At 39.9% G+C, this 17,759-nt stretch carries 15 protein-coding genes; 10 read left to right on the forward strand and 5 right to left on the reverse strand.

Features of this window, described 5'->3' with window-relative positions:
- Positions 1 to 215: 215 nt before the first annotated feature.
- Positions 216 to 2,609 (reverse strand): M14 family metallopeptidase, encoded by a 2,394-nt coding sequence (locus tag M5A78_RS14880; RefSeq protein ID WP_248736067.1) that lies wholly within the window; start codon positions 2,607 to 2,609, stop codon positions 216 to 218.
- Positions 2,610 to 3,315: 706 nt separating this feature from the next.
- On the opposite strand from M5A78_RS14880, the gene M5A78_RS14885 reads away from it, so the two are divergent.
- Together M5A78_RS14885 and M5A78_RS14890 are read left to right on the forward strand one after the other, a co-directional pair.
- Positions 3,316 to 4,392 (forward strand): DUF2157 domain-containing protein, encoded by a 1,077-nt coding sequence (locus M5A78_RS14885; RefSeq protein WP_248736068.1) that lies wholly within the window; start codon positions 3,316 to 3,318, stop codon positions 4,390 to 4,392.
- Complete coding sequence (locus M5A78_RS14890) at positions 4,385 to 4,918, forward strand: GDYXXLXY domain-containing protein (RefSeq protein WP_248736069.1); 534 nt, start codon at positions 4,385 to 4,387, stop codon at positions 4,916 to 4,918. Before M5A78_RS14885 ends, M5A78_RS14890 begins: the two co-directional genes overlap by 8 nt.
- A gap of 181 nt (positions 4,919 to 5,099) precedes the next feature.
- On the opposite strand, the gene M5A78_RS14895 is transcribed toward M5A78_RS14890, so the two are convergent.
- On the reverse strand, positions 5,100 to 5,876 hold the full coding sequence (locus tag M5A78_RS14895; RefSeq protein ID WP_248736070.1) for a GNAT family N-acetyltransferase: 777 nt from the start codon (positions 5,874 to 5,876) through the stop codon (positions 5,100 to 5,102).
- 289 nt (positions 5,877 to 6,165) lie between these two features.
- Between M5A78_RS14895 and M5A78_RS14900 the strand changes: the two genes are divergently transcribed.
- On the forward strand, positions 6,166 to 6,765 hold the full coding sequence (locus M5A78_RS14900; protein ID WP_248736071.1) for a biotin transporter BioY: 600 nt from the start codon (positions 6,166 to 6,168) through the stop codon (positions 6,763 to 6,765).
- A 113-nt stretch (positions 6,766 to 6,878) separates the two neighbouring features.
- Here M5A78_RS14900 and M5A78_RS14905 read toward each other — a convergent pair whose 3' ends face one another.
- On the reverse strand, positions 6,879 to 8,126 hold the full coding sequence (locus tag M5A78_RS14905; RefSeq protein ID WP_248736072.1) for a GGDEF domain-containing protein: 1,248 nt from the start codon (positions 8,124 to 8,126) through the stop codon (positions 6,879 to 6,881).
- Between the two features lie 414 nt (positions 8,127 to 8,540).
- Here M5A78_RS14905 and M5A78_RS14910 point away from each other — a divergent pair, with 414 nt between their 5' ends.
- A complete protein-coding gene (locus M5A78_RS14910; RefSeq protein ID WP_248736073.1) occupies positions 8,541 to 9,716 on the forward strand; it encodes an amino acid deaminase/aldolase in 1,176 nt (391 codons plus the stop codon).
- The gene (locus M5A78_RS14915; RefSeq protein WP_248736130.1) at positions 9,716 to 11,026 is read left to right on the forward strand and encodes a D-arabinono-1,4-lactone oxidase; all 1,311 of its coding nucleotides are present in this window, start codon (positions 9,716 to 9,718) and stop codon (positions 11,024 to 11,026) included. Before M5A78_RS14910 ends, M5A78_RS14915 begins: the two co-directional genes overlap by 1 nt.
- 79 nt (positions 11,027 to 11,105) lie before the next feature.
- On the opposite strand, the gene M5A78_RS14920 is transcribed toward M5A78_RS14915, so the two are convergent.
- Positions 11,106 to 12,335 carry an MFS transporter gene (locus M5A78_RS14920; RefSeq protein ID WP_248736074.1) on the reverse strand — a complete coding sequence of 410 codons (1,230 nt, stop codon included), beginning with the start codon at positions 12,333 to 12,335 and terminating at the stop codon, positions 11,106 to 11,108.
- Positions 12,336 to 12,535: 200 nt separating this feature from the next.
- Here M5A78_RS14920 and M5A78_RS14925 point away from each other — a divergent pair, with 200 nt between their 5' ends.
- From M5A78_RS14925 to M5A78_RS14940, 4 genes are read left to right on the forward strand one after another with little or no spacing between them, the layout of a single operon-like run.
- Positions 12,536 to 12,916: a GntR family transcriptional regulator gene (locus M5A78_RS14925; RefSeq protein WP_248736075.1), complete on the forward strand. Its 381-nt coding sequence runs from the start codon at positions 12,536 to 12,538 to the stop codon at positions 12,914 to 12,916.
- Positions 12,913 to 13,815 (forward strand): ABC transporter ATP-binding protein, encoded by a 903-nt coding sequence (locus M5A78_RS14930; protein ID WP_248736076.1) that lies wholly within the window; start codon positions 12,913 to 12,915, stop codon positions 13,813 to 13,815. Before M5A78_RS14925 ends, M5A78_RS14930 begins: the two co-directional genes overlap by 4 nt.
- Positions 13,793 to 14,545 carry a hypothetical protein gene (locus M5A78_RS14935; protein WP_248736077.1) on the forward strand — a complete coding sequence of 251 codons (753 nt, stop codon included), beginning with the start codon at positions 13,793 to 13,795 and terminating at the stop codon, positions 14,543 to 14,545. Before M5A78_RS14930 ends, M5A78_RS14935 begins: the two co-directional genes overlap by 23 nt.
- The gene (locus M5A78_RS14940; protein WP_248736078.1) at positions 14,542 to 15,264 is read left to right on the forward strand and encodes a hypothetical protein; all 723 of its coding nucleotides are present in this window, start codon (positions 14,542 to 14,544) and stop codon (positions 15,262 to 15,264) included. Before M5A78_RS14935 ends, M5A78_RS14940 begins: the two co-directional genes overlap by 4 nt.
- A gap of 239 nt (positions 15,265 to 15,503) precedes the next feature.
- On the opposite strand, the gene M5A78_RS14945 is transcribed toward M5A78_RS14940, so the two are convergent.
- The gene (locus M5A78_RS14945; protein WP_248736079.1) at positions 15,504 to 16,565 is read right to left on the reverse strand and encodes a YeiH family protein; all 1,062 of its coding nucleotides are present in this window, start codon (positions 16,563 to 16,565) and stop codon (positions 15,504 to 15,506) included.
- A gap of 127 nt (positions 16,566 to 16,692) precedes the next feature.
- On the opposite strand from M5A78_RS14945, the gene M5A78_RS14950 reads away from it, so the two are divergent.
- Complete coding sequence (locus M5A78_RS14950; RefSeq protein ID WP_248736080.1) at positions 16,693 to 17,586, forward strand: LysR family transcriptional regulator; 894 nt, start codon at positions 16,693 to 16,695, stop codon at positions 17,584 to 17,586.
- Positions 17,587 to 17,759: the final 173 nt, after the last annotated feature.

A 17,759-nucleotide genomic window follows, 5' to 3' on the forward strand; every position in this document is an offset into this window, starting at 1 on the left:
ATAGCTTCGTTCCCATTTACATACCGTAAAACAATCTGTATTCTATCTTCTGCTGTAAATTTGGCCATAAAAAAACCCCCGTAAACGTCAGATTGGTGTCTAACATTTACGGGGCAGTTCACAACGAGTCAGGCTTTTGGTTTTTAAAGTTAGATGAGTATACTAACCTCCTGAAAAAAGAGTTGACCCCGCAGGATCAACCCATTTGCTTTCATTTACTTAATTGTAATCGTATCAGAGTTATAGTTTTCCCCATTGCCAAGCGGATTGTAATTTTTCTCAATGTTCCCTGCTGCATCAACAGCGAAATAATTGATTGTTGCTGTTTTATTAATTTTTATCGTTTCTGCAAATTCACGTGTTCCGCTTAAATTGATTTTCGCTGATTGGAAGGTAGGGCGGCTGCCATCGAGTGTGTAATAAACGGTCGCTGGCTCGCTTGTTTCAATCTTAACCTCAACTGGTCCTGTGTATTTACCGTTTCCAGGTGTAGCTTTTGAGGAAGGCTTCTGATGGTCCTTCGCATAGTTATAAGCTATTTTAATCAAGCCAATCAAACCGTTTGAAAATTCCATTGCCTCTTCATGACCCTCTGCAAACGATGGCTGGAATCCAACCGCTTGCCATCTCTTCGTATCCTTATTCCATAAATCTGCCCCTACTTCGAAATTCCAGGCGTAAATCCCTTTTTCATACCATAGGTAGTCTGCGGAGTTACCTGCAGCTGAGTACAATACATCAGGAATCGGACCTGTACGGCTTGGAAGAATGACCGTTCCACGGTGGTCCTGAATGTCATTTAACATGATATCAGATGCAGCCCAATAGAATGATTCTTCCCCTGCACTCGGACGAGGTAATGTTACACGGTTGGCATTGTAAGCACCAGGTGACCACATGAAGTAGCCGCCATAGCTATGAATATTCATAGCAAACTTAATGTTCGGATTTTTGTCAGCAAGCCAGACAAGGTTTCTAGCTTCAGGTTCGGAGTTTTCTGATGGTCCAGCATAAGTATCACTTCTACAGTTCGTTGTTGAGGCACCGATATAACCGTCAAAAGCTGAGCCGACTGTATGGTTACGGTTAAGGTCAACTCCCCAAGAATTGCGGTATGCGGGATCAGATTCGGTAGGACCACAGTGGTTGGTCATGTTTCTCCGTTGATTGTTGAAATCATAGAAGCTGTAATTGGCGCCGTCAGGGTTTACGGACGGAACAAGGAAGATATCAAGATTATCAACAAGTTTCTTCGTTTCACTATCATGATCGTAGTTTCGAAGCAGTCGCTCAGCTGTTTCTATTGTCACAAGCGGGGTCACCCACTCACGGGCGTGTTCCTGAGCATATCCCAATACCCCAGGCTTGGATCCGTCACGATTCTTACCAATTCGGATCGCTTTGACCGTGAAAGGATCACGGGAAACATCTGCCGGTGCTTTTAAATTGTCAGTTAATTTCGCAGTAACTGGTGAAACAACCCCTGCTCCACTGTTGCCGCGATATGTAGTCGCGGTTACAAGTTGACTTACATTTGCATTTATGACATCAACGACCTGTTTTGCAGTACTTGTAGGATTACCGGCTGCATTGGTAGCTAAATCTACTGAAATCTTTTTACCATCTACAGTTAATTTAAGTGGAGAGTTAGGAGTTCCAGGATTCATAAATTCTACCGATACATCATTACCGCCTTCATGACCCCAAGCTTTTGAGGAAACCACTACTGAAGTATTCGTTGTGCTGCCAATGGTTGCCTGAGCAAGACGTCTGTATCCATTTGATTTGTTAGGCATTTTAATGATTTCTACTAATTTTGGGAACTCTTTTGCTAGTTTTTCAGCACGGTCATATAATTCATTCGGAGCCATATAGTGGTCAACGAAATCGGTGACATAATTTGTTTTTGGCTTTTTAGGCTCTTTTCCTAGCCATTCGGTTACAGCACTCGAAGCTGCCCCACCAAGATTAGATTCAATTTTTACTGATTCAGGGATGGCAGTTACAGGCAGCATTAGATAGTGGTATAAATATTCTCCATAATCAACTAATCTAGAAAGCGTGGCAGACTTTTCTACCCCATTCTCTGTCCAGGTCGCTTTAAGAGCGGTGCTTGCTGTAGCGCCTGCACTCGATTTCACTTCGAGATAAAGGAAAGTATCCGATTGATTGGTAAAATGATTAGCCCTAAGGACTTTAAGAGTATCTTCGGTAGCGGCTAAACTAGCTTGAAGCTGAACAGCTGATTGCCGTTCTGCTACTCTAGCATTCCATTCATTTTCTGTAATTAATGTTTCTTTTACATTGATACCATAATTCTTTAGCATTTCAATTTCAGATGGTGTGACAACTGCATCTACTTCAAGTTGTCCATTGTTTTCCTCAATTCTATGAGTAAGGTCAATTCCAAGTTCAAGTAACTTATCCTTGGCTTTGTCATTCGGCACGACTAGTTGAACAATGGAGACAGATTCTTCCTTAGGTAGTGGTAAGTCTGTTTCATCTGCGTTAGTGGGCATACTGAGGCTGGGGGATAGTACCGAGAAACCGAGTCCGGTTATCGCGGTCATGATCATTAAATTTCTTTTCCACTTTTGTTTTTTCTTCACGTAATAATAGCACCTCCAAAAATATTCAAATTTTGATACAAGTCTATTATAATTTTAATTTTCATAATATTTTGTCATATAATCAAAGGATAATGTCTATTTCGTCCTACAAAAATTTCAGAACTCGAAGAAATAGTAATATAAAAATTAATAGGTTTTTTGTATCTATAAAAAACTATCATGAGCCTCAACTCCCAACCCTACCATTGAAGTAAATTTAGAGAACAAGCCGTAGTCACCTAATAAAGGCGGTGAGAGCAGAGCTAGACTTCACATCTTTCGTCTAGTGAAATGGGTATTTCACTTTAACTGGTTAAAGTGATTCATTTTTGCGGCGCTCCGCCCCTTTTCCACAGAAAAATACTATGATTCTTGAAAGTAAAAACTCAGGTTGGGATGGAGGTAAACAACAAACTTATCCTGTAATATCTTTTAAGAAAAATCTGTTAGTGACATTATTTTTGTTTCAGTAGAATTTTGTCGATTCTTGAGTAATTATGTGTAACAACTAGGGTGTCAGGCACCACTCGTGGACATTTGTGTGCTGTGGGTGGACATTATTTTTTGAGCTATGATGTGTCTGACACCATTTTTTGATAAAATATGCTTGAAGGATGTTTTTAGATATTTCAATCTTTTTTGGCTAGGGAATTTATTATTTATTGCATTGTTTATGAATAGATTAAATGAAGGGGGTGGAATTTTCATGCGTGTTGTCAAAGAGGATGAGTTAAAGTTTTTAAGGCAGGAGCTTCATTACTTGGTTGAAAAACAGGTTATTCCAACTGAAAAGTCCGAAGAGATTCAAGCATTGTATGAAGTAAGGGATAAGCCATCCTTTACGAAGACGCTCCTGTATGTGGGTTCGATATTAATTGGGGCCGGAATTCTTAGCTTCATCGCGAGTAACTGGGGTGAGATTGGAAAACCACTCAAACTTCTTCTTATTCTTGGCATCTTTCTTGGCTGTAATTTTACTGGATTGAAGCTTGAAAGAAATTATCCGAAGACGTCAAAGAGCTTCTATTATCTTGGTGTACTTGTTTTCGGTGCCGGTATTTTTCTAGTTGAACAGATGTTTCATATTGGAGGAAGTATTCAGGAGGCCTTTTTATGGTGGTCGCTTGGTATTCTACCGTTAGCCTTGGTGCTTCGTGATAAATGGATTTTATTGGCGGCAGCAGTTTTTTCACTTATTCACATCTTAGACAGCTCTTATCTTCAAGGAGAAGTCATCCCCTTCTGGATTCTTGTTTGGATCGCCGCGATATATTATTTAAATGAGAAAATCAGTTTTTCAAGAGTAACAGGCTTTGTCAATGGCCTAACATTGCTTGCTTTTATTGGCACTATCATTAGCTATTTTATCTATAGGTTCGAGTATTTCGATTATCCATATGTGCATGGCTTAATCTATTTGGCCATCGGCATTGGTCTTGTCTTTTTGAGAGGAAAAATAAGAGAGGTGTACGTATTTTTAGGATACCTCGTCCATGGAGTTGCCGCTCTTTTGCTATCTTTTGAGGACACATGGCCTGGTCAAGTAGGGTGGATGTATATTGCCTTTTCACTGCTCTATCTCCTCTTTCTTTTTTACTTAATAAAAAAAGGGAGCTTGCTCAGCATCATCATCCTATGTGTGATGATTTTCCGTTTTTACTTGGATATCTCCTTTGCCTTTTTACCAAAATCGTTCGTGTTTATCATTGGAGGAGTCCTCTTGCTCGGCTTTGGTTTTTATTTTGAAAAACAAAGAAGAAGAGGAGAGGAAATTCATGAATAAACGAACAAAACAGTTGATATTGGCCTGTTTAGTGCCAGTGCTCATTCTTTTGGGTATGTGTTTTAATCCTCTTCTTACACTGGTGAAAGGGGAAGAGATTACTCTACAAACAATACCGGTCGACCCATCGGACTTATTTCGGGGTGATTATGTGACTTTACGATATGATGCAGAAGAAGTCCCAAAACAATTGGTGGAACAAGAAGTGCTCGATGAAACAATGGGATGGGGGCGTAATAGAGTGGTATATGTTCTTTTGGAAAAAAAGAACGGAGTCCATACCCCTGTTAAGGTTACTCTTCATAAACCAGAAAAGGGAATATTTCTAAAAGGAAACCTAGACTTTATTGGTACAAATCGGAATGGAAATGAAGTTGCTTTCATCAAGTACAGTCTTGATAAATATTATATCGAGGACAATACCGGAACAGAATGGGAAAAGGCGTCTACCAAAGGTGAAATATGGGCAAAAGCCAAAGTCAACAACGGCTACGCCATCTTGACTGGCATTGAAATGAAAAAATAGCGTGTAATAGAGAAGGTGTCAGGCACCGATCGCGGACAATTGTCCGTGTGGGGCGGACATTGTGCGAAAAAACTTGTGGTGACTGACACCCATGTGCTGAAAAAGGATTGAGCCTTGATAATGCCCAATCCTTTTTTGTCGTTTTAGCCGAATTTATCGATATGGTAACTGCTAATCACTTTTATTCGAATGCTTGTGACATGCAAGGTGTTGAGTAGGCTAGGCATTGGAAGCCTTGTTTTTCGAGGATGGGCTGGCTCATAGAGCTGGCATCGACCATTAATAGACGGTATCCTCTTGAAGCGGCCTCACGAGCACGGATGACGAGCAGCGAACTGTAGAAACCTCGTTTCCTAAATTCAGGTAGTGTGGATCCTCCCCATAGGCTTGCAAATGGAGTGCCTTCGTGAAGGTACATCCAGGCTGCACTGACAACTCTATCCGCGACAAAGGCCCCATAAACATGCAATCCCGATAAATTGTCGTGTAATTCTTTTACCAGCCGTTCGCCTAACTCTTGGTGACTTACATTCCAAATCTCTTCTTCCAGCCGGACGATCTCATATATGCCTTGTTCATCGGTGATTCTTTTAATCTCTGGCTGCACAGGCATGTTCAGCAGTTGTTCACCTTCGGTTAAATCGAATACCATAAGGGCTTCCTGGTCTTCGATGGTAAATCCCCTTGCCTGCAGCTTTTCCTTTAAGCTTTTCGGCTGGTCATAATCGAATACCTTCCATTCGAATGGTTGATTTAAATTAGAAAAATAGCTGATTTGTTCATCGATGACCGCGTCTGCGTTAGATTCATCCATTTGAGAAAAAAGGACGAAACCCGGTTCGCTTGTCGAGGATATCTGTCGAATAACTGTGGCGTTCCTTTCAACGCGATACCCAGGATAGGTAATCTCAATCCGCATATGTTTATTAAAAAGGTCAAGCATCTGTTCTCTGTTCATAAAAGCCTCCTATTCGTTTGCCTTCTCTTAAAGATTCCTGTTATATCCATAATAATATATTTAATAAAAGTGAAGGGGAATTTATATAGTATTTTAAGGGCTATAGATTGGCCTTTGAGAAATTCCTAGTATTTATTGAACAAAAATAGAAAGTAAATCAAATGCCTTTTTGGAAACTCGATTGTATATCATCAAAAAACTTATTGTTAACCAAAATTATTTTATGGTTGACAATTAACCTCTAAACCATTTATTTTATATTTATGACATTTTAATTTACGATGGGAGAATGAAAAGAATGAAGTTAAGGGCACTTGATATAACACTTGTTGGAATGTTCGTAGCGCTTATGACGATTGGGGCAAACATAACAACGATTGCTCCATTTTTGCGTGTAGGCGGAGTTCCGATCACCTTGCAAACCTTTTTTGCTATCTTAGCAGGATTAATTTTGGGGAGTCGATTGGGCGCGATTGCGATGATTGTTTATATGTTATTAGGTATGGTGGGAGCACCAGTCTTTGCAGATTTTTACGGAGGACTCTCAATCATTTTTAGACCGACTTTTGGTTTTATCATTTCGTATATTTTTGCTGCTTTTATCATTGGGAAAGTGGTGGAAAGGAAAAAAACTTTGTCGGCTTTTATCATAGCCTCCTTAATCGGAATGGCCGTCAATTACCTCTTCGGAACAAACTGGATGTATTATGCTTATAAGCTTTGGGCTGATGCACCAGAAGGATTTACCTACAAAATGGCCTGGTTGTGGATGGTTGCTCCGCTGCCAAAGGATATTATCCTATCAGTCCTTGCAGGAATGATGGCCCACCGGCTTGAAAAAACCGTCCTATCAAAAGGACAGTTCAAAAATCTAAAAAGGGTATCCTAATGTGTCAGGCACCAATATTAATCAGTGTCCACCGGAGAAGGACAAATGTATTTTAGTGGTGCCTGACACTTAAGAAATAATTAGCAATAATCTATTAGAAAAGAGTTTTCTAGTTATACCAATTCTTTGGTTATTAGGCCGTTTACCATCGATACTTGGTTTTTTCCACGTTGTTTGGATTGGAGCATTAATTCGTCTGCTTGGATATAGGCTTTTTCAATTGAGGTGAGTTCGTTAATTTTATAGAAATAGAGCCCGAATGATGCTGTATAGAAAATGGAGGTTTTTTCCCCATTGTACTCTACTTCCACGGAATTTTTTTCAACTCCACGTAGGATACTATTAATCAAATCCGCTGTCTCACTAAAATCTCTTTTTCTAAGACAAAGAGTAAATTCCTCACCGCCGCTTCTGAAAAGATAATCATCTTCGCTCAGGTAGCCTTTTAGTGTCGCAGCAAAGTGTTGGATAACTTTATCCCCTACAGCATGATTGTAGCTGTCGTTAATTCTTTTAAATTTATCGATGTCGGCTACGACAATACCGATTTTCTCGCTAGTTTGGTTTAACTCCTCCATTTTTTTATCCATGAAGGTGCGATTAAAGACGCCAGTCAAAAAGTCTGTATAGGCCATTTGCTCGAACTGATCCCGTTCTAGCTTGTTTTGAATACTTTGAGATTTTGAATAAAACGAAAGATTAACAATGTAGTTTAAAATAAATAAGCTGATTATCATTTCCCATTTTCCCTCTTGGAGAAAAAGAAATAATAGACCGTTAGTTATCGCCACTTTCCCATAGTCAAGAAAACTTATATCTTTAAAAATAAAGTGGATTCCCTCTTTAAAGGTTATTGATTCTCCGATAGTACCAAATAATAACACCATAATTGCCCCTGAAATGTAAGAAGAAATACATACTAATATAAAAAGTAGAACCCAATAGCCAAAGGGGAAAGATTGAAAACTCGAATGAAAGTGTTGGAATAGAAAATAGACAAATGAATTAGTTATAACAAAGGTGCCAATATTATAAAAAGTATCGAAGAATTCATTAGGGTCAGCGATTTTCTTCCATTTTCGATAAAAATAAACAGTAAATCGATAAATGGTCTCCAAGATGAACAAGCCCAATGGTCCAGCAAATAAAACAAAGGATAAATCATAGCTAATTCCATATTCAATATTAGTATTGCCATTTTTATAGAATACCCGAAGACGAAAATATAGAGTGGAGAAAAACCAGAATACAATGATGGCCGTTATAAAGCTGGTGTTGTCTGCCAAAATTTCCGATGAAGAAAATGCTATGGCCACAGCAGTAAGAAATAACGATAGTTCGTATAACCTTGATTTCAACATAACATTCAATTCCCTTCCTATAATAGAAATTCTCTCTTGAAGTTAGTTCTATATCGTCTGAATATGATTGTAATAAAGGGTTCTATATAATCTATTGTACAAAATTTCCTGAAGATAACGAATTGTTTTTTTAATAACGGAAAAATTGGCAAAAATTCATAGCCCCCTGAAGGTTTTGGAAGTTCTGCTTCGCCCAAAGCTAAAATGAAACACATGGCTAGTATTGTGTAAATAGTGGTAATGGTGTCAGGCACCGCTCGTGGACAAATGTCTTTTTGTGGTGCCTGACACCTTTTAAACGATTCCCTGCATCTTTTAAATTCAGAATTTTGTGTAAATTAATATCATAAAGGATGTTTAATACTATATAATCGAAGAGAGCTCTTTTCATATTTATAAAGTGAGGTGTTGTTGTTGTTACGTTTTGAAACAATTGCATCGGAGATTCAACTTCCTGCTTTACTGCTCGATGTCCAGGCTTTTGATGATAACTGCAGGGAAATTGCTAGAAAGGCAAACGGGAAACAAATTCGAATCGCCAGCAAATCGATTCGATCAGTTCCCGTTTTGAAAAGAATATTCCAATCAAATCCCATTTTCCAAGGGCTAATGTGTTACAGCCCCAATGAAGCCATTTTTCTAGAAGAAAAGGGCTTTGATGATATTTTGCTAGGATATCCTTGTTGGGATAGGGAGGCGCTTCTTCAAATTGCCTCCCTCAATCACAAGGGGAAGAAAATTATTTGTATGGTCGATTCGCTAGAACATATTGACCACCTTGCTAGGATTGCCTTGGAAGCGGACGGTAAATTTTATCTGTGTATAGATGTTGATATGAGCACAAAGTTCGCAAGCCTGCATTTTGGAGTAAGGCGTTCGCCTCTAAAAAATGAAAAAGAGGTTCTTCAGCTTGCACGGAAAATCAAGGATTCTTCGAGACTACAGCTCCTTGGAATTATGGGGTATGAAGCCCAAATTGCTGGAGTTGGCGACACCGTACCAGCTCAAAAGATAAAAAATAGCCTGATCGCTTACCTGAAAAGGAAATCAATTGCTGAAATCGAACGCAGAAGAATGGAAATCGTTCAGGTGCTTCACAGTGAAGGTTTGGAACTTGAACTTGTGAATGGCGGCGGAACAGGAAGTCTGCATACCACCTCAAAGGAAAATGTCGTCACAGAGGTTACTGTTGGGTCGGGTTTCTATGCGCCGTTGTTGTTTGACTACTATCGAAGTTTCCGCTTCAAGCCGGCCTTATACTTTGCCTTACCTGTAGTAAGAAAGCCTGCCCCTAATATTTATACATGTCTTGGTGGCGGCTATATTGCTTCCGGACCTCCGGGCGAGGACAAAAATCCTCAGCCTGTTTATCCACCTGGTGGCAGGCTGTTACCATTTGAAGGAGCTGGCGAGGTACAAACGCCTGTCTTATTTGAAAAAGAAACGCTGGAAATGGGTGGGGTCATTATTTTCCGGCCTGCAAAGGCTGGCGAAATATGTGAGCGCTTTAAGGAGATCGTTTGTGTGGCTGACCAGCAAGTCATGGATCACTATTTGACCTATCGAGGGGAAGGAGCCTGTTTCCTATGATAAAAACTGTGCAAGGCCGAAGATGGAAAAACTGGGCTCATACTTTTGACAGTGTTCCTGAAAAGCTCCTTTATCCATCATCGATTGACGAAGTTTGCGAGATTGTCACTGAAGCAGCAAAGCTAGGGAAAAAGATTAGAGTGGTAGGAGCTGGGCATTCCTTTACTAGTCTGGTAAAAACAGATAATTGGCTTGTCTCACTTGACCAACTAAGTGGGGTTGAAAAAGTTGATGAACAAGCTGGGACAGCAACAGTTCTCGGTGGTACACGGTTATTTAAGCTAGGTGAAGCGCTTGGAAATATCGGATATGCTCAGGAAAACCTTGGTGATATTAATGTTCAAAGCATTGCTGGAGCTATTTCCACCGGCACCCATGGGACAGGACTGAAATTTGGAAATATCTCAACCCAGGTGCTGGAATTGTCATTGGTTACAGCTTCGGGTGAAGTCCTAGTAATCTCGGAAAAAAGCAATCCTGATTATTTTAAGGCGTGCCTCGTCTCACTTGGGAGTCTCGGGATTATCGTCAAAGTTACCTTGAAAATTACGAAAAGCCCAGTATACGAATATAAAAGTCAAAAGATAGACTACTCGCGCCTTGAAGTACAGCTAGAACAATACATTGAACAAAACCGCCACTTCGAATTCTATCTCTTTCCCTATTCAAATATTGTCCAAATAAAAACGATGAATAATACTGCCAAAAGACCCCAGTCATTGTCATTGCATAACTTTACAAATCTATTACTTGAAAACTATTTATTTTTTATCCTCTCTGAGATTTGCCGCCTTTTTCCGAGGAGTAGTCGCTTTATCAGCATGTTATCTGCAAAAGGTGTGGGAACCACGAAGATTGTAGCGCACAGCTACCAGCTTTTTGCGACGCCAAGACTCGTTCGGTTTAGGGAAATCGAATACAGTATTCCCATTCACCATATGAAAGCAGCGATTCAAGAAATTCGGCAGTGTATCGAATTGGAGAAGTATCGGGTACATTTTCCAATCGAATGCAGGACTGTCAAGGCAGATGACATCTGGCTAAGTCCATCCTATGAAAGGGATTCTGCCTATATTGCTTTCCATATGTACAAGGGGATGCCGTATGAGGAATATTTTTCTGATATGGAAAGGATTATGAGGAAATATGAAGGAAGACCACATTGGGGAAAAATGCACAAACTAACTAAAGAACAACTACTACTCCTTTATCCAAAGCTCCCCGACTTCCTTGCAGTAAGAGAAGAACTAGACCCACATGAACTATTCCTAAATGAATATATGAAAGAATTATTTGGAGAAGGTTGTTAATTAGGGTGTCAAATTAGGGTGTCAGGCACCACTCGTGGACATTTGTCCTCTGGTGGTGGACAAAAAAGGGCGCCATTCTCTATTCGCTAGTGAATGGTGCCTTTGTGCTGTTTTCTTGTTTAACGATATGTGTTTGCAGGTGTTTATGTCTTGTATAGAAGATAGTAGTCATGATGATTGATAGACTTCCGAAAAGGACGCACATGAGCTGCAGGCCAATTAAATCTAATAGAAAGCCGCTTATGAGTAGGACAATTTGAAAGGAAATCCTGTCTAGCATGTTGCGGAAAGAGAAAAACCGCCCATGGAAATCCTTTGGTACCTTCGTTTGAAAAATGGTTGCAGCTGTTGGGAAGAAGCAGCCGACAGAAAATCCAAATAACATAAAAGCTATGATAGTCGTTAACTGAATGCTTGCTAAATAGAGAAGGAGCTGTGAGGCACCAACCATAAAGGAGCATGCAAACAAAATGATGTAAGGAGAGGTTCGGTCGCTGATTCTTTTAATGAAAAAGGCACCAATCATAAACGAGATCCCCTCAGCCGTGTAAATCCAGCCCTTAATAGCTGAACTGTCCTGGAGTTCACTGATGTTGATGACCATAAGATTAAACCCGCCAAGAAATAGAACGGGAATAAGTGTCATAATCAGCGTCATGTAAACAATTGGAAGACCCCTGATAACTGAAAATACATCCTTGAAGCTAGCTTTTTCTTTACTTTTTTTCTTTGTTAGCTTTTCTCCATTTCCTTCATTGAAATTCAAGAACCAGGTTAGGATAAAAAGCCCAATATAGGCCACCAGGGAGCCAACATAGAGCAAGCTGATTGGCAGGATAACCAATAAGACCCCGGCTAGCGCCGTTCCAATAATTCGAGAAAGGGTTGAGACATTCATATGAACACCGTTCAACTGAAGCAAATCCTTATCAGAGACAATTAGTGGTAATGCAGCTTGAAGGGCTGGAAAATAGAAAGCAGCAGAAATCTGAAGCAAGACTAGAAATACGACCATCCACCAAATTGAGCCAGTCGCAATTGCGATGAGCATAAAAATGACACTGACAGCCCGAACAAATCCTGAAATCAGCATAACTGTTTTTTTACTAGTTTGATCTGTAAGCCTGCCCGCATAAGGTCCAACCGCTATTCCCGCTAGCAGTCCCCCAGCTAACAGTAGTGACTTAAAGAAATCTGAAGGTAATTTCTCCTGCATGAATTCCAAATTACCAATAATCCCAAGCCATAGGCCAAGGCCGGCGATAAATTCCCCCGTTAACAAAATCCATACATTTCGGTTTCTCCACATAAGCTGCGCCTCTCGATCTTCAAATTCCTTATCCTTCAAAGATACATTAATAGTCGGAATATTAAAAGAAAAAGGGTGTCAGGCACCATGTGAAAATATTTATTGGAAAAATGACGAAATGGCATTGTTTTTTATTTCCAATTATAATATACTACATTACAACACTAATGTACTATGTATGATGGAGAGGAGGGGAAGGGTTGATCATCAATTTGGACGGGACAAAGCCGATTTATGTACAGATTTCGGAATGGCTAGAGAACGAGATATTGAACGGAAATGTTGAAAGTGATCAAAAGATTTACTCCCAGTATCAGCTTGCAGAGATTTATAATATCAATCCCGCAACGGCGGCAAAGGGGCTGAACATATTGGTAGATGAACAAATTCTTTATAAAAAACGTGGACTAGGAATGTTTGTAACAAGCAATGCCAAAGAAATGATCCTTACCAAACGGAAAAATCAAACCCTAAAACGATTGGTGCAGGAAATTGTGATAGAAGCGGCGCGACTGCAGGTAAGTAAAGAAGAATTAATCGAAATGATCAATGCGGCAGACATAGGGGAGGTAGAGAAATGAGTGTAATCGAGTGTCAGGGACTGACGAAAGCATATGGTGGAGTGAAGGCGTTAAATAATTTTTCCTGCAACATAGAAGAAAATAAAATTACTGGGCTCATTGGCAGGAATGGGGCAGGGAAAACAACGCTGCTCAAAATTATCGCGGGTTTTATGAAAGAAACCTCTGGTGACCTAAAGGTATTTTCAGAAAGTCCTTTTAACAATCTGACAGTTTCAGCTAATGTTGTTTTTATTCACGATCAAATGGATCTCCCTACTGCCTTAAATCTTAAGGAACTGTTAGAGGTGGCAGCCAGCTTTTATCAAAATTGGGATCGCGAACTGGCCAATCGTCTTTTCGATTATTTCTCCTTAAGCCCATTGCAGCATTATGAAGGACTCTCTAAGGGAATGAAAAGTACATTTAATATGATTTTAGGATTGGCTGCCCGAGTTCCATTAACACTTTTTGATGAACCGACCTCGGGGATGGATGCTGCGGTCAGACAGGATTTTTACCGTGCCTTGCTTAAAGACTATCTCGCCCACCCAAGGACCATCATAATTTCAAGCCATCATTTAAATGAGATTGAGGATTTGCTTGAAGACATTCTCCTCATGAAAGATGGGAAAGAACTTCTTCACATGCCAATCGCAGATTTGAAGGAATGGGCAATTGGACTCCAGGGGAAGACTGCCATCGTTGATGAATGGACACAAAACAAGGAACTAATTTTTACAAAAAATATTGGTCCAGACCAGTCGTACGTTGTCGTAAGGAATAATTTCTCAGAAACAGAATGGCAAAGTGCCCGCATTGCCGGAATTGACCTCACTCCAGTTTCTTCAAGTGACCTATGTGTTTACCTAACTAGCAAAACGAAAGGGGGAATCGATGATGTCTTTAACAAAGGTTAGTCTTATAGATATTGTGAAAAAACAGTATGTTTATAAGCTGAAGGCTTACAGTCAGGTATTTATTTCACTTATTTTCATCCAATTACTTGCCGTTTTCTTCTCCTTGAACGGTGTTGGAGGAGGGGGGATTAGCAGTGGAAGTATCCAAATAAACGTGAGCTATTTTTCGGCTGATTTTGTTGTGGCCTTTACGATGCTTTGGGGGTTTATTACAGCAATTGTCATTACGACAAAGACGTATCGAATTGATGACTTCATATTTGTAACCAATCGAGCCAGTAGTAATCTATCCAATATGGTATTTTTATTAATCGCAAGCGTCATTGGTGGAATTACAGCGATGTTATCTACCAATTTAATCAAAGTGATTGTGTATTACTTTAAAAGTGATTTTGCTTTAAAAAGCACGACCGTAATGGATATGCCAATGGAATTCCTTATCGGCATATTCTCGACCATTCTTTATGTCTTTCTATTTTGCGCGTTAGGTTATTTGGTCGGAACGCTTGTGCAGATCAGTAAAGTGTTTGCTGTTTTGTTACCGGCAGCATTTTTAGGGGGATTAATATTTGATGGGCTTAGCGGAAAAACTGGTGTCATCGCAAAGGTATTGGGATTTTACTTTACGGAGTCATCACTAGCCTTATTTATTGTCAAAATAATCATGACGGCAGGATTGCTTTTTATCGGTGCATTTGCATTGTCCAATAGAAGGGAGGTTAGGACATGATGGGGATGATACCACTTCTTATAATTGTAATAATTGTTATTGGTATTTTGGTTTTCTCAACAAGAACTAGGAACAAAATGGTTCATAAGAAGGGGAAATTTTCATACAGTCAGCGCGTTTATTGGCTATTAAGCGGCTATGTGGTTATCTTATTAATCTGTTTAATTTTGAATGCTGTCCAACCCGTTAAAATAATGGACGGTTTGAAAAAGGTGAATACTGCAGATCTTGAACGAGAAAGTTTAAATTTATACGATGCAGCGGTAGAGGGAAGCATTAATCAAGAGGGCAGCAAATTTCTCCGGAAAAAGTGGAATTTCAATTATCAAGGTCAGCAGCTTAATTTAGCTGTCATCCAAGATGAAAATATAGACGCAATGGTCGTCGTGGAAAAGAAAAATAATAATGACGGTAAAATTGAAGCGGAATTTTATCAAACACGATCAAGTTATAATGGAATGGATATAACGGAGCTGGCAAATCTGCCTGGTATGGAACTAGCGGGGGATCAACTCACACTTTTAAATCCAAAGAGAAGTGAAATAAAGTTCTCACAATTTGGAAATACCTTTAACATCAAACAATTTACAGGAGAACCATCCCTCTTTAGCGAACACCATTCTGAATTTAGCGGAGGACAAAGAATCATCTACCTGCGCATCCCGAAAGACTTAGAACTAAACTATCCAGAGAACTTGAACCTTCAATTTGTCGAGTAGGTTGATACACCGTTGGTACTTCTGTTGATGCCTCTGTTGGTGCCTGACACCATTCGTGGACATTTGTCTTCCTGGGGTGGACGTTTTGTTTTGGAACTGTCGAGTAGAGAATTTCTTTTCTACTCGATAGTTGGCGCTGAGGTCTTGGCGGCTAAGGATTTCCGGTTTTGTCGCTAAGAATGGCTGTTAAGTCCAGTTTCTTTTTCTTACTATTAATCTATGAAATGCCAAGCATACTTTTAGGCGATAAAAAATGCAACAACGGAAAGAACGATAGATGTTATCAACATAGCGATAAGCGGCCGCAATGCTTTTGTCCGTAAATCACGTAAACTAACATTCAGGCCAAGGCCGACCATTGCGGAGGTTAGAATAAAGGTTGTCGCCGTTGAAATACCGTCCATTACCACTTTCGAAACCGGAATGGATTTACCTAAACAATAGCTGCCAAACAAGCTCATCAGAATAAATCCAATCAAAAACCAAGGAAATTCAATCTTCGTTTCCTCTTTTTCTCCTGCATTTTTTCGTTTCATCCAATACATAAGAATAAAGCATAATGGGATGAGCAGCAGAACACGTCCTAATTTTGCTAACAAAGCAATCGCTAAACCATCCGGTCCCGCAGGAGCTCCGGCTAAGGCAACATGGGCGATTTCGTGAAGGCTGATCCCGCTCCAAATTCCATAATCAATTGCTGATAACGGAAGAAAAGGACGCAGGATCGTATAGGTAATTGAAAAAATCGTTCCCACGAGGGCGATGATACCTACACCGATGGCAGTATCCTCATCCTTTGCTTTAATGATTGGTGAAACGGCTGCAATCGCTGCCGCACCGCATACCCCTGTTCCGACCCCAAGGAGTAATACTAAAGAGGACTCTGCTTTTAAAAGTTTCCCTAACCAAATGGTTGCTAAAATGGCAAAAGTAATAACACCGATATCACGTGCAAGTAGTCCAAGCCCTTGATGAAGAACAATATCAATGTTTAGCTTTAAGCCATATAAAATAATCGCAAAGCGTAAAAAACGTTTAGCGGAAAATTGAATCCCAGCGCGTATTTTTTCCGGATAACCAAAAAATTGCCGATAAATGACCGCAATCACGATGGCACAAGCTAGCGGTCCAACATGATCAAAGCCAGGGACTTTTGATAAGGCGTAACCGATTGCCGCTATGACAACAGTAAAAGCGATCCCTCCTAACCATAACCCTATGTCAAGCTTTGGTTCAGGCCTTTTTTGCTCCTGGCCTTTTTGTTCTTTCAAAGATAAAACTCTTGCACTTTGGCTCCCCATTTATAACACCTCAGTTTATTTTCTACCTTCAGAATACTCCAGGACCGTGCATAAGAAAAATAAAGATATATAATAGGGATGATAAGTAATTATGTATATATAAAACTAAAAAAAGGAGGGAACTATTATGGACCAACATTTAGAGGTGTTTGTTAAGGTCGTGGAAAAAGAAAATTTTTCTAAAGCAGCGGAGGAGCTGCATATGACACAGCCGGCGGTAAGTCAGTATATCAGAACCTTAGAAGAATCAATTGGTACCAGGCTATTGGAGAGGAGCAATAAGTATGTTCGCCTTAATAAGGCAGGGGAGATTGTCTACCATCATGCAAAAGAAATATTGGCACTATATACAAAAATGCAGTCATTAGTCGACGACCTGACAAATAAGGCGAGTGGGTCGATTGCGATTGGCGCGAGCTACACCTTTGGCGAATATATCCTGCCGCATATTATTGCCAGAATGCAGGAGCAGTACCCACTTATCAGTCCGTCTATCAAGATCCAAAATACAAAAGAAATCATTGAGCTTGTAAAAATGCATCAATTAGATATTGGTATCATTGAAGGATTTATTAACGAGGATATGCTAAATTCAGAAGTAGTTTCCGAAGATAGAATGGTCATCGTTGCTTCTCCCCGTCATCGTCTATTGACCATGAAAAGGGAAAATAGAATTTCTGATTTAGAGGAAGAAAGATGGATACTAAGGGAAGAGGGCTCCGGTACAAGGGAAGCGGCAGAAAATCTTTTTCGTAAGTATGACTTCACCCCGAAAAAAATAATGGAATTCGGGAGTACACAACTAATTAAGGAATCGGTTGAGGCTGGACTTGGGATAAGCTTATTGTCCCGTTGGGCAATAGAAAAGGAATTAACAAATGGCTATATTGGAATGATTCCGGTGGAGGGTCTGCCTTTTAAACGGAACTTTTCCATCCTAACCCATTCACCTTATCAGACGAAAGCCTTGAAAACGTTCATCGAAACACTGCGCTACTATTTAGCAGAGCAAGCTATTTAAGGTTTTATTAAACCAACTGAGATACCTAGTTTAAATGGCTGGGTGTCTCTTTTTCTGTGGAAAAGGGGCGGAGCGCCGCAAAAATGAATCACTTTAACCAGTTAAAGTGAAATACCCATTTCACTAGACGAAAGATGTGAAGTCTAGCTCTGCTCTCACCGCCTTTATTAGGT

Origin of the sequence: Neobacillus rhizosphaerae (genome assembly GCF_937468385.1) — a bacterium.
Taxonomy (GTDB): domain Bacteria; phylum Bacillota; class Bacilli; order Bacillales; family Cytobacillaceae; genus Neobacillus; species Neobacillus rhizosphaerae.

Coding starts and splice junctions, on each gene's coding strand:
- M5A78_RS14885 (WP_248736068.1), top strand. CDS start 3,316: ATGCGTGTTGTCAAAGAGGATGAGTTAAAGTTTTTAAGGCAGGAGCTT.
- M5A78_RS14890 (WP_248736069.1), top strand. CDS start 4,385: ATGAATAAACGAACAAAACAGTTGATATTGGCCTGTTTAGTGCCAGTG.
- M5A78_RS14895 (WP_248736070.1), bottom strand. CDS start 5,876: ATGAACAGAGAACAGATGCTTGACCTTTTTAATAAACATATGCGGATT.
- M5A78_RS14900 (WP_248736071.1), top strand. CDS start 6,166: ATGAAAAGAATGAAGTTAAGGGCACTTGATATAACACTTGTTGGAATG.
- M5A78_RS14905 (WP_248736072.1), bottom strand. CDS start 8,126: ATGTTGAAATCAAGGTTATACGAACTATCGTTATTTCTTACTGCTGTG.
- M5A78_RS14920 (WP_248736074.1), bottom strand. CDS start 12,335: ATGTGGAGAAACCGAAATGTATGGATTTTGTTAACGGGGGAATTTATC.
- M5A78_RS14930 (WP_248736076.1), top strand. CDS start 12,913: ATGAGTGTAATCGAGTGTCAGGGACTGACGAAAGCATATGGTGGAGTG.
- M5A78_RS14935 (WP_248736077.1), top strand. CDS start 13,793: ATGATGTCTTTAACAAAGGTTAGTCTTATAGATATTGTGAAAAAACAG.
- M5A78_RS14940 (WP_248736078.1), top strand. CDS start 14,542: ATGATGGGGATGATACCACTTCTTATAATTGTAATAATTGTTATTGGT.
- M5A78_RS14945 (WP_248736079.1), bottom strand. CDS start 16,565: ATGGGGAGCCAAAGTGCAAGAGTTTTATCTTTGAAAGAACAAAAAGGC.
- M5A78_RS14950 (WP_248736080.1), top strand. CDS start 16,693: ATGGACCAACATTTAGAGGTGTTTGTTAAGGTCGTGGAAAAAGAAAAT.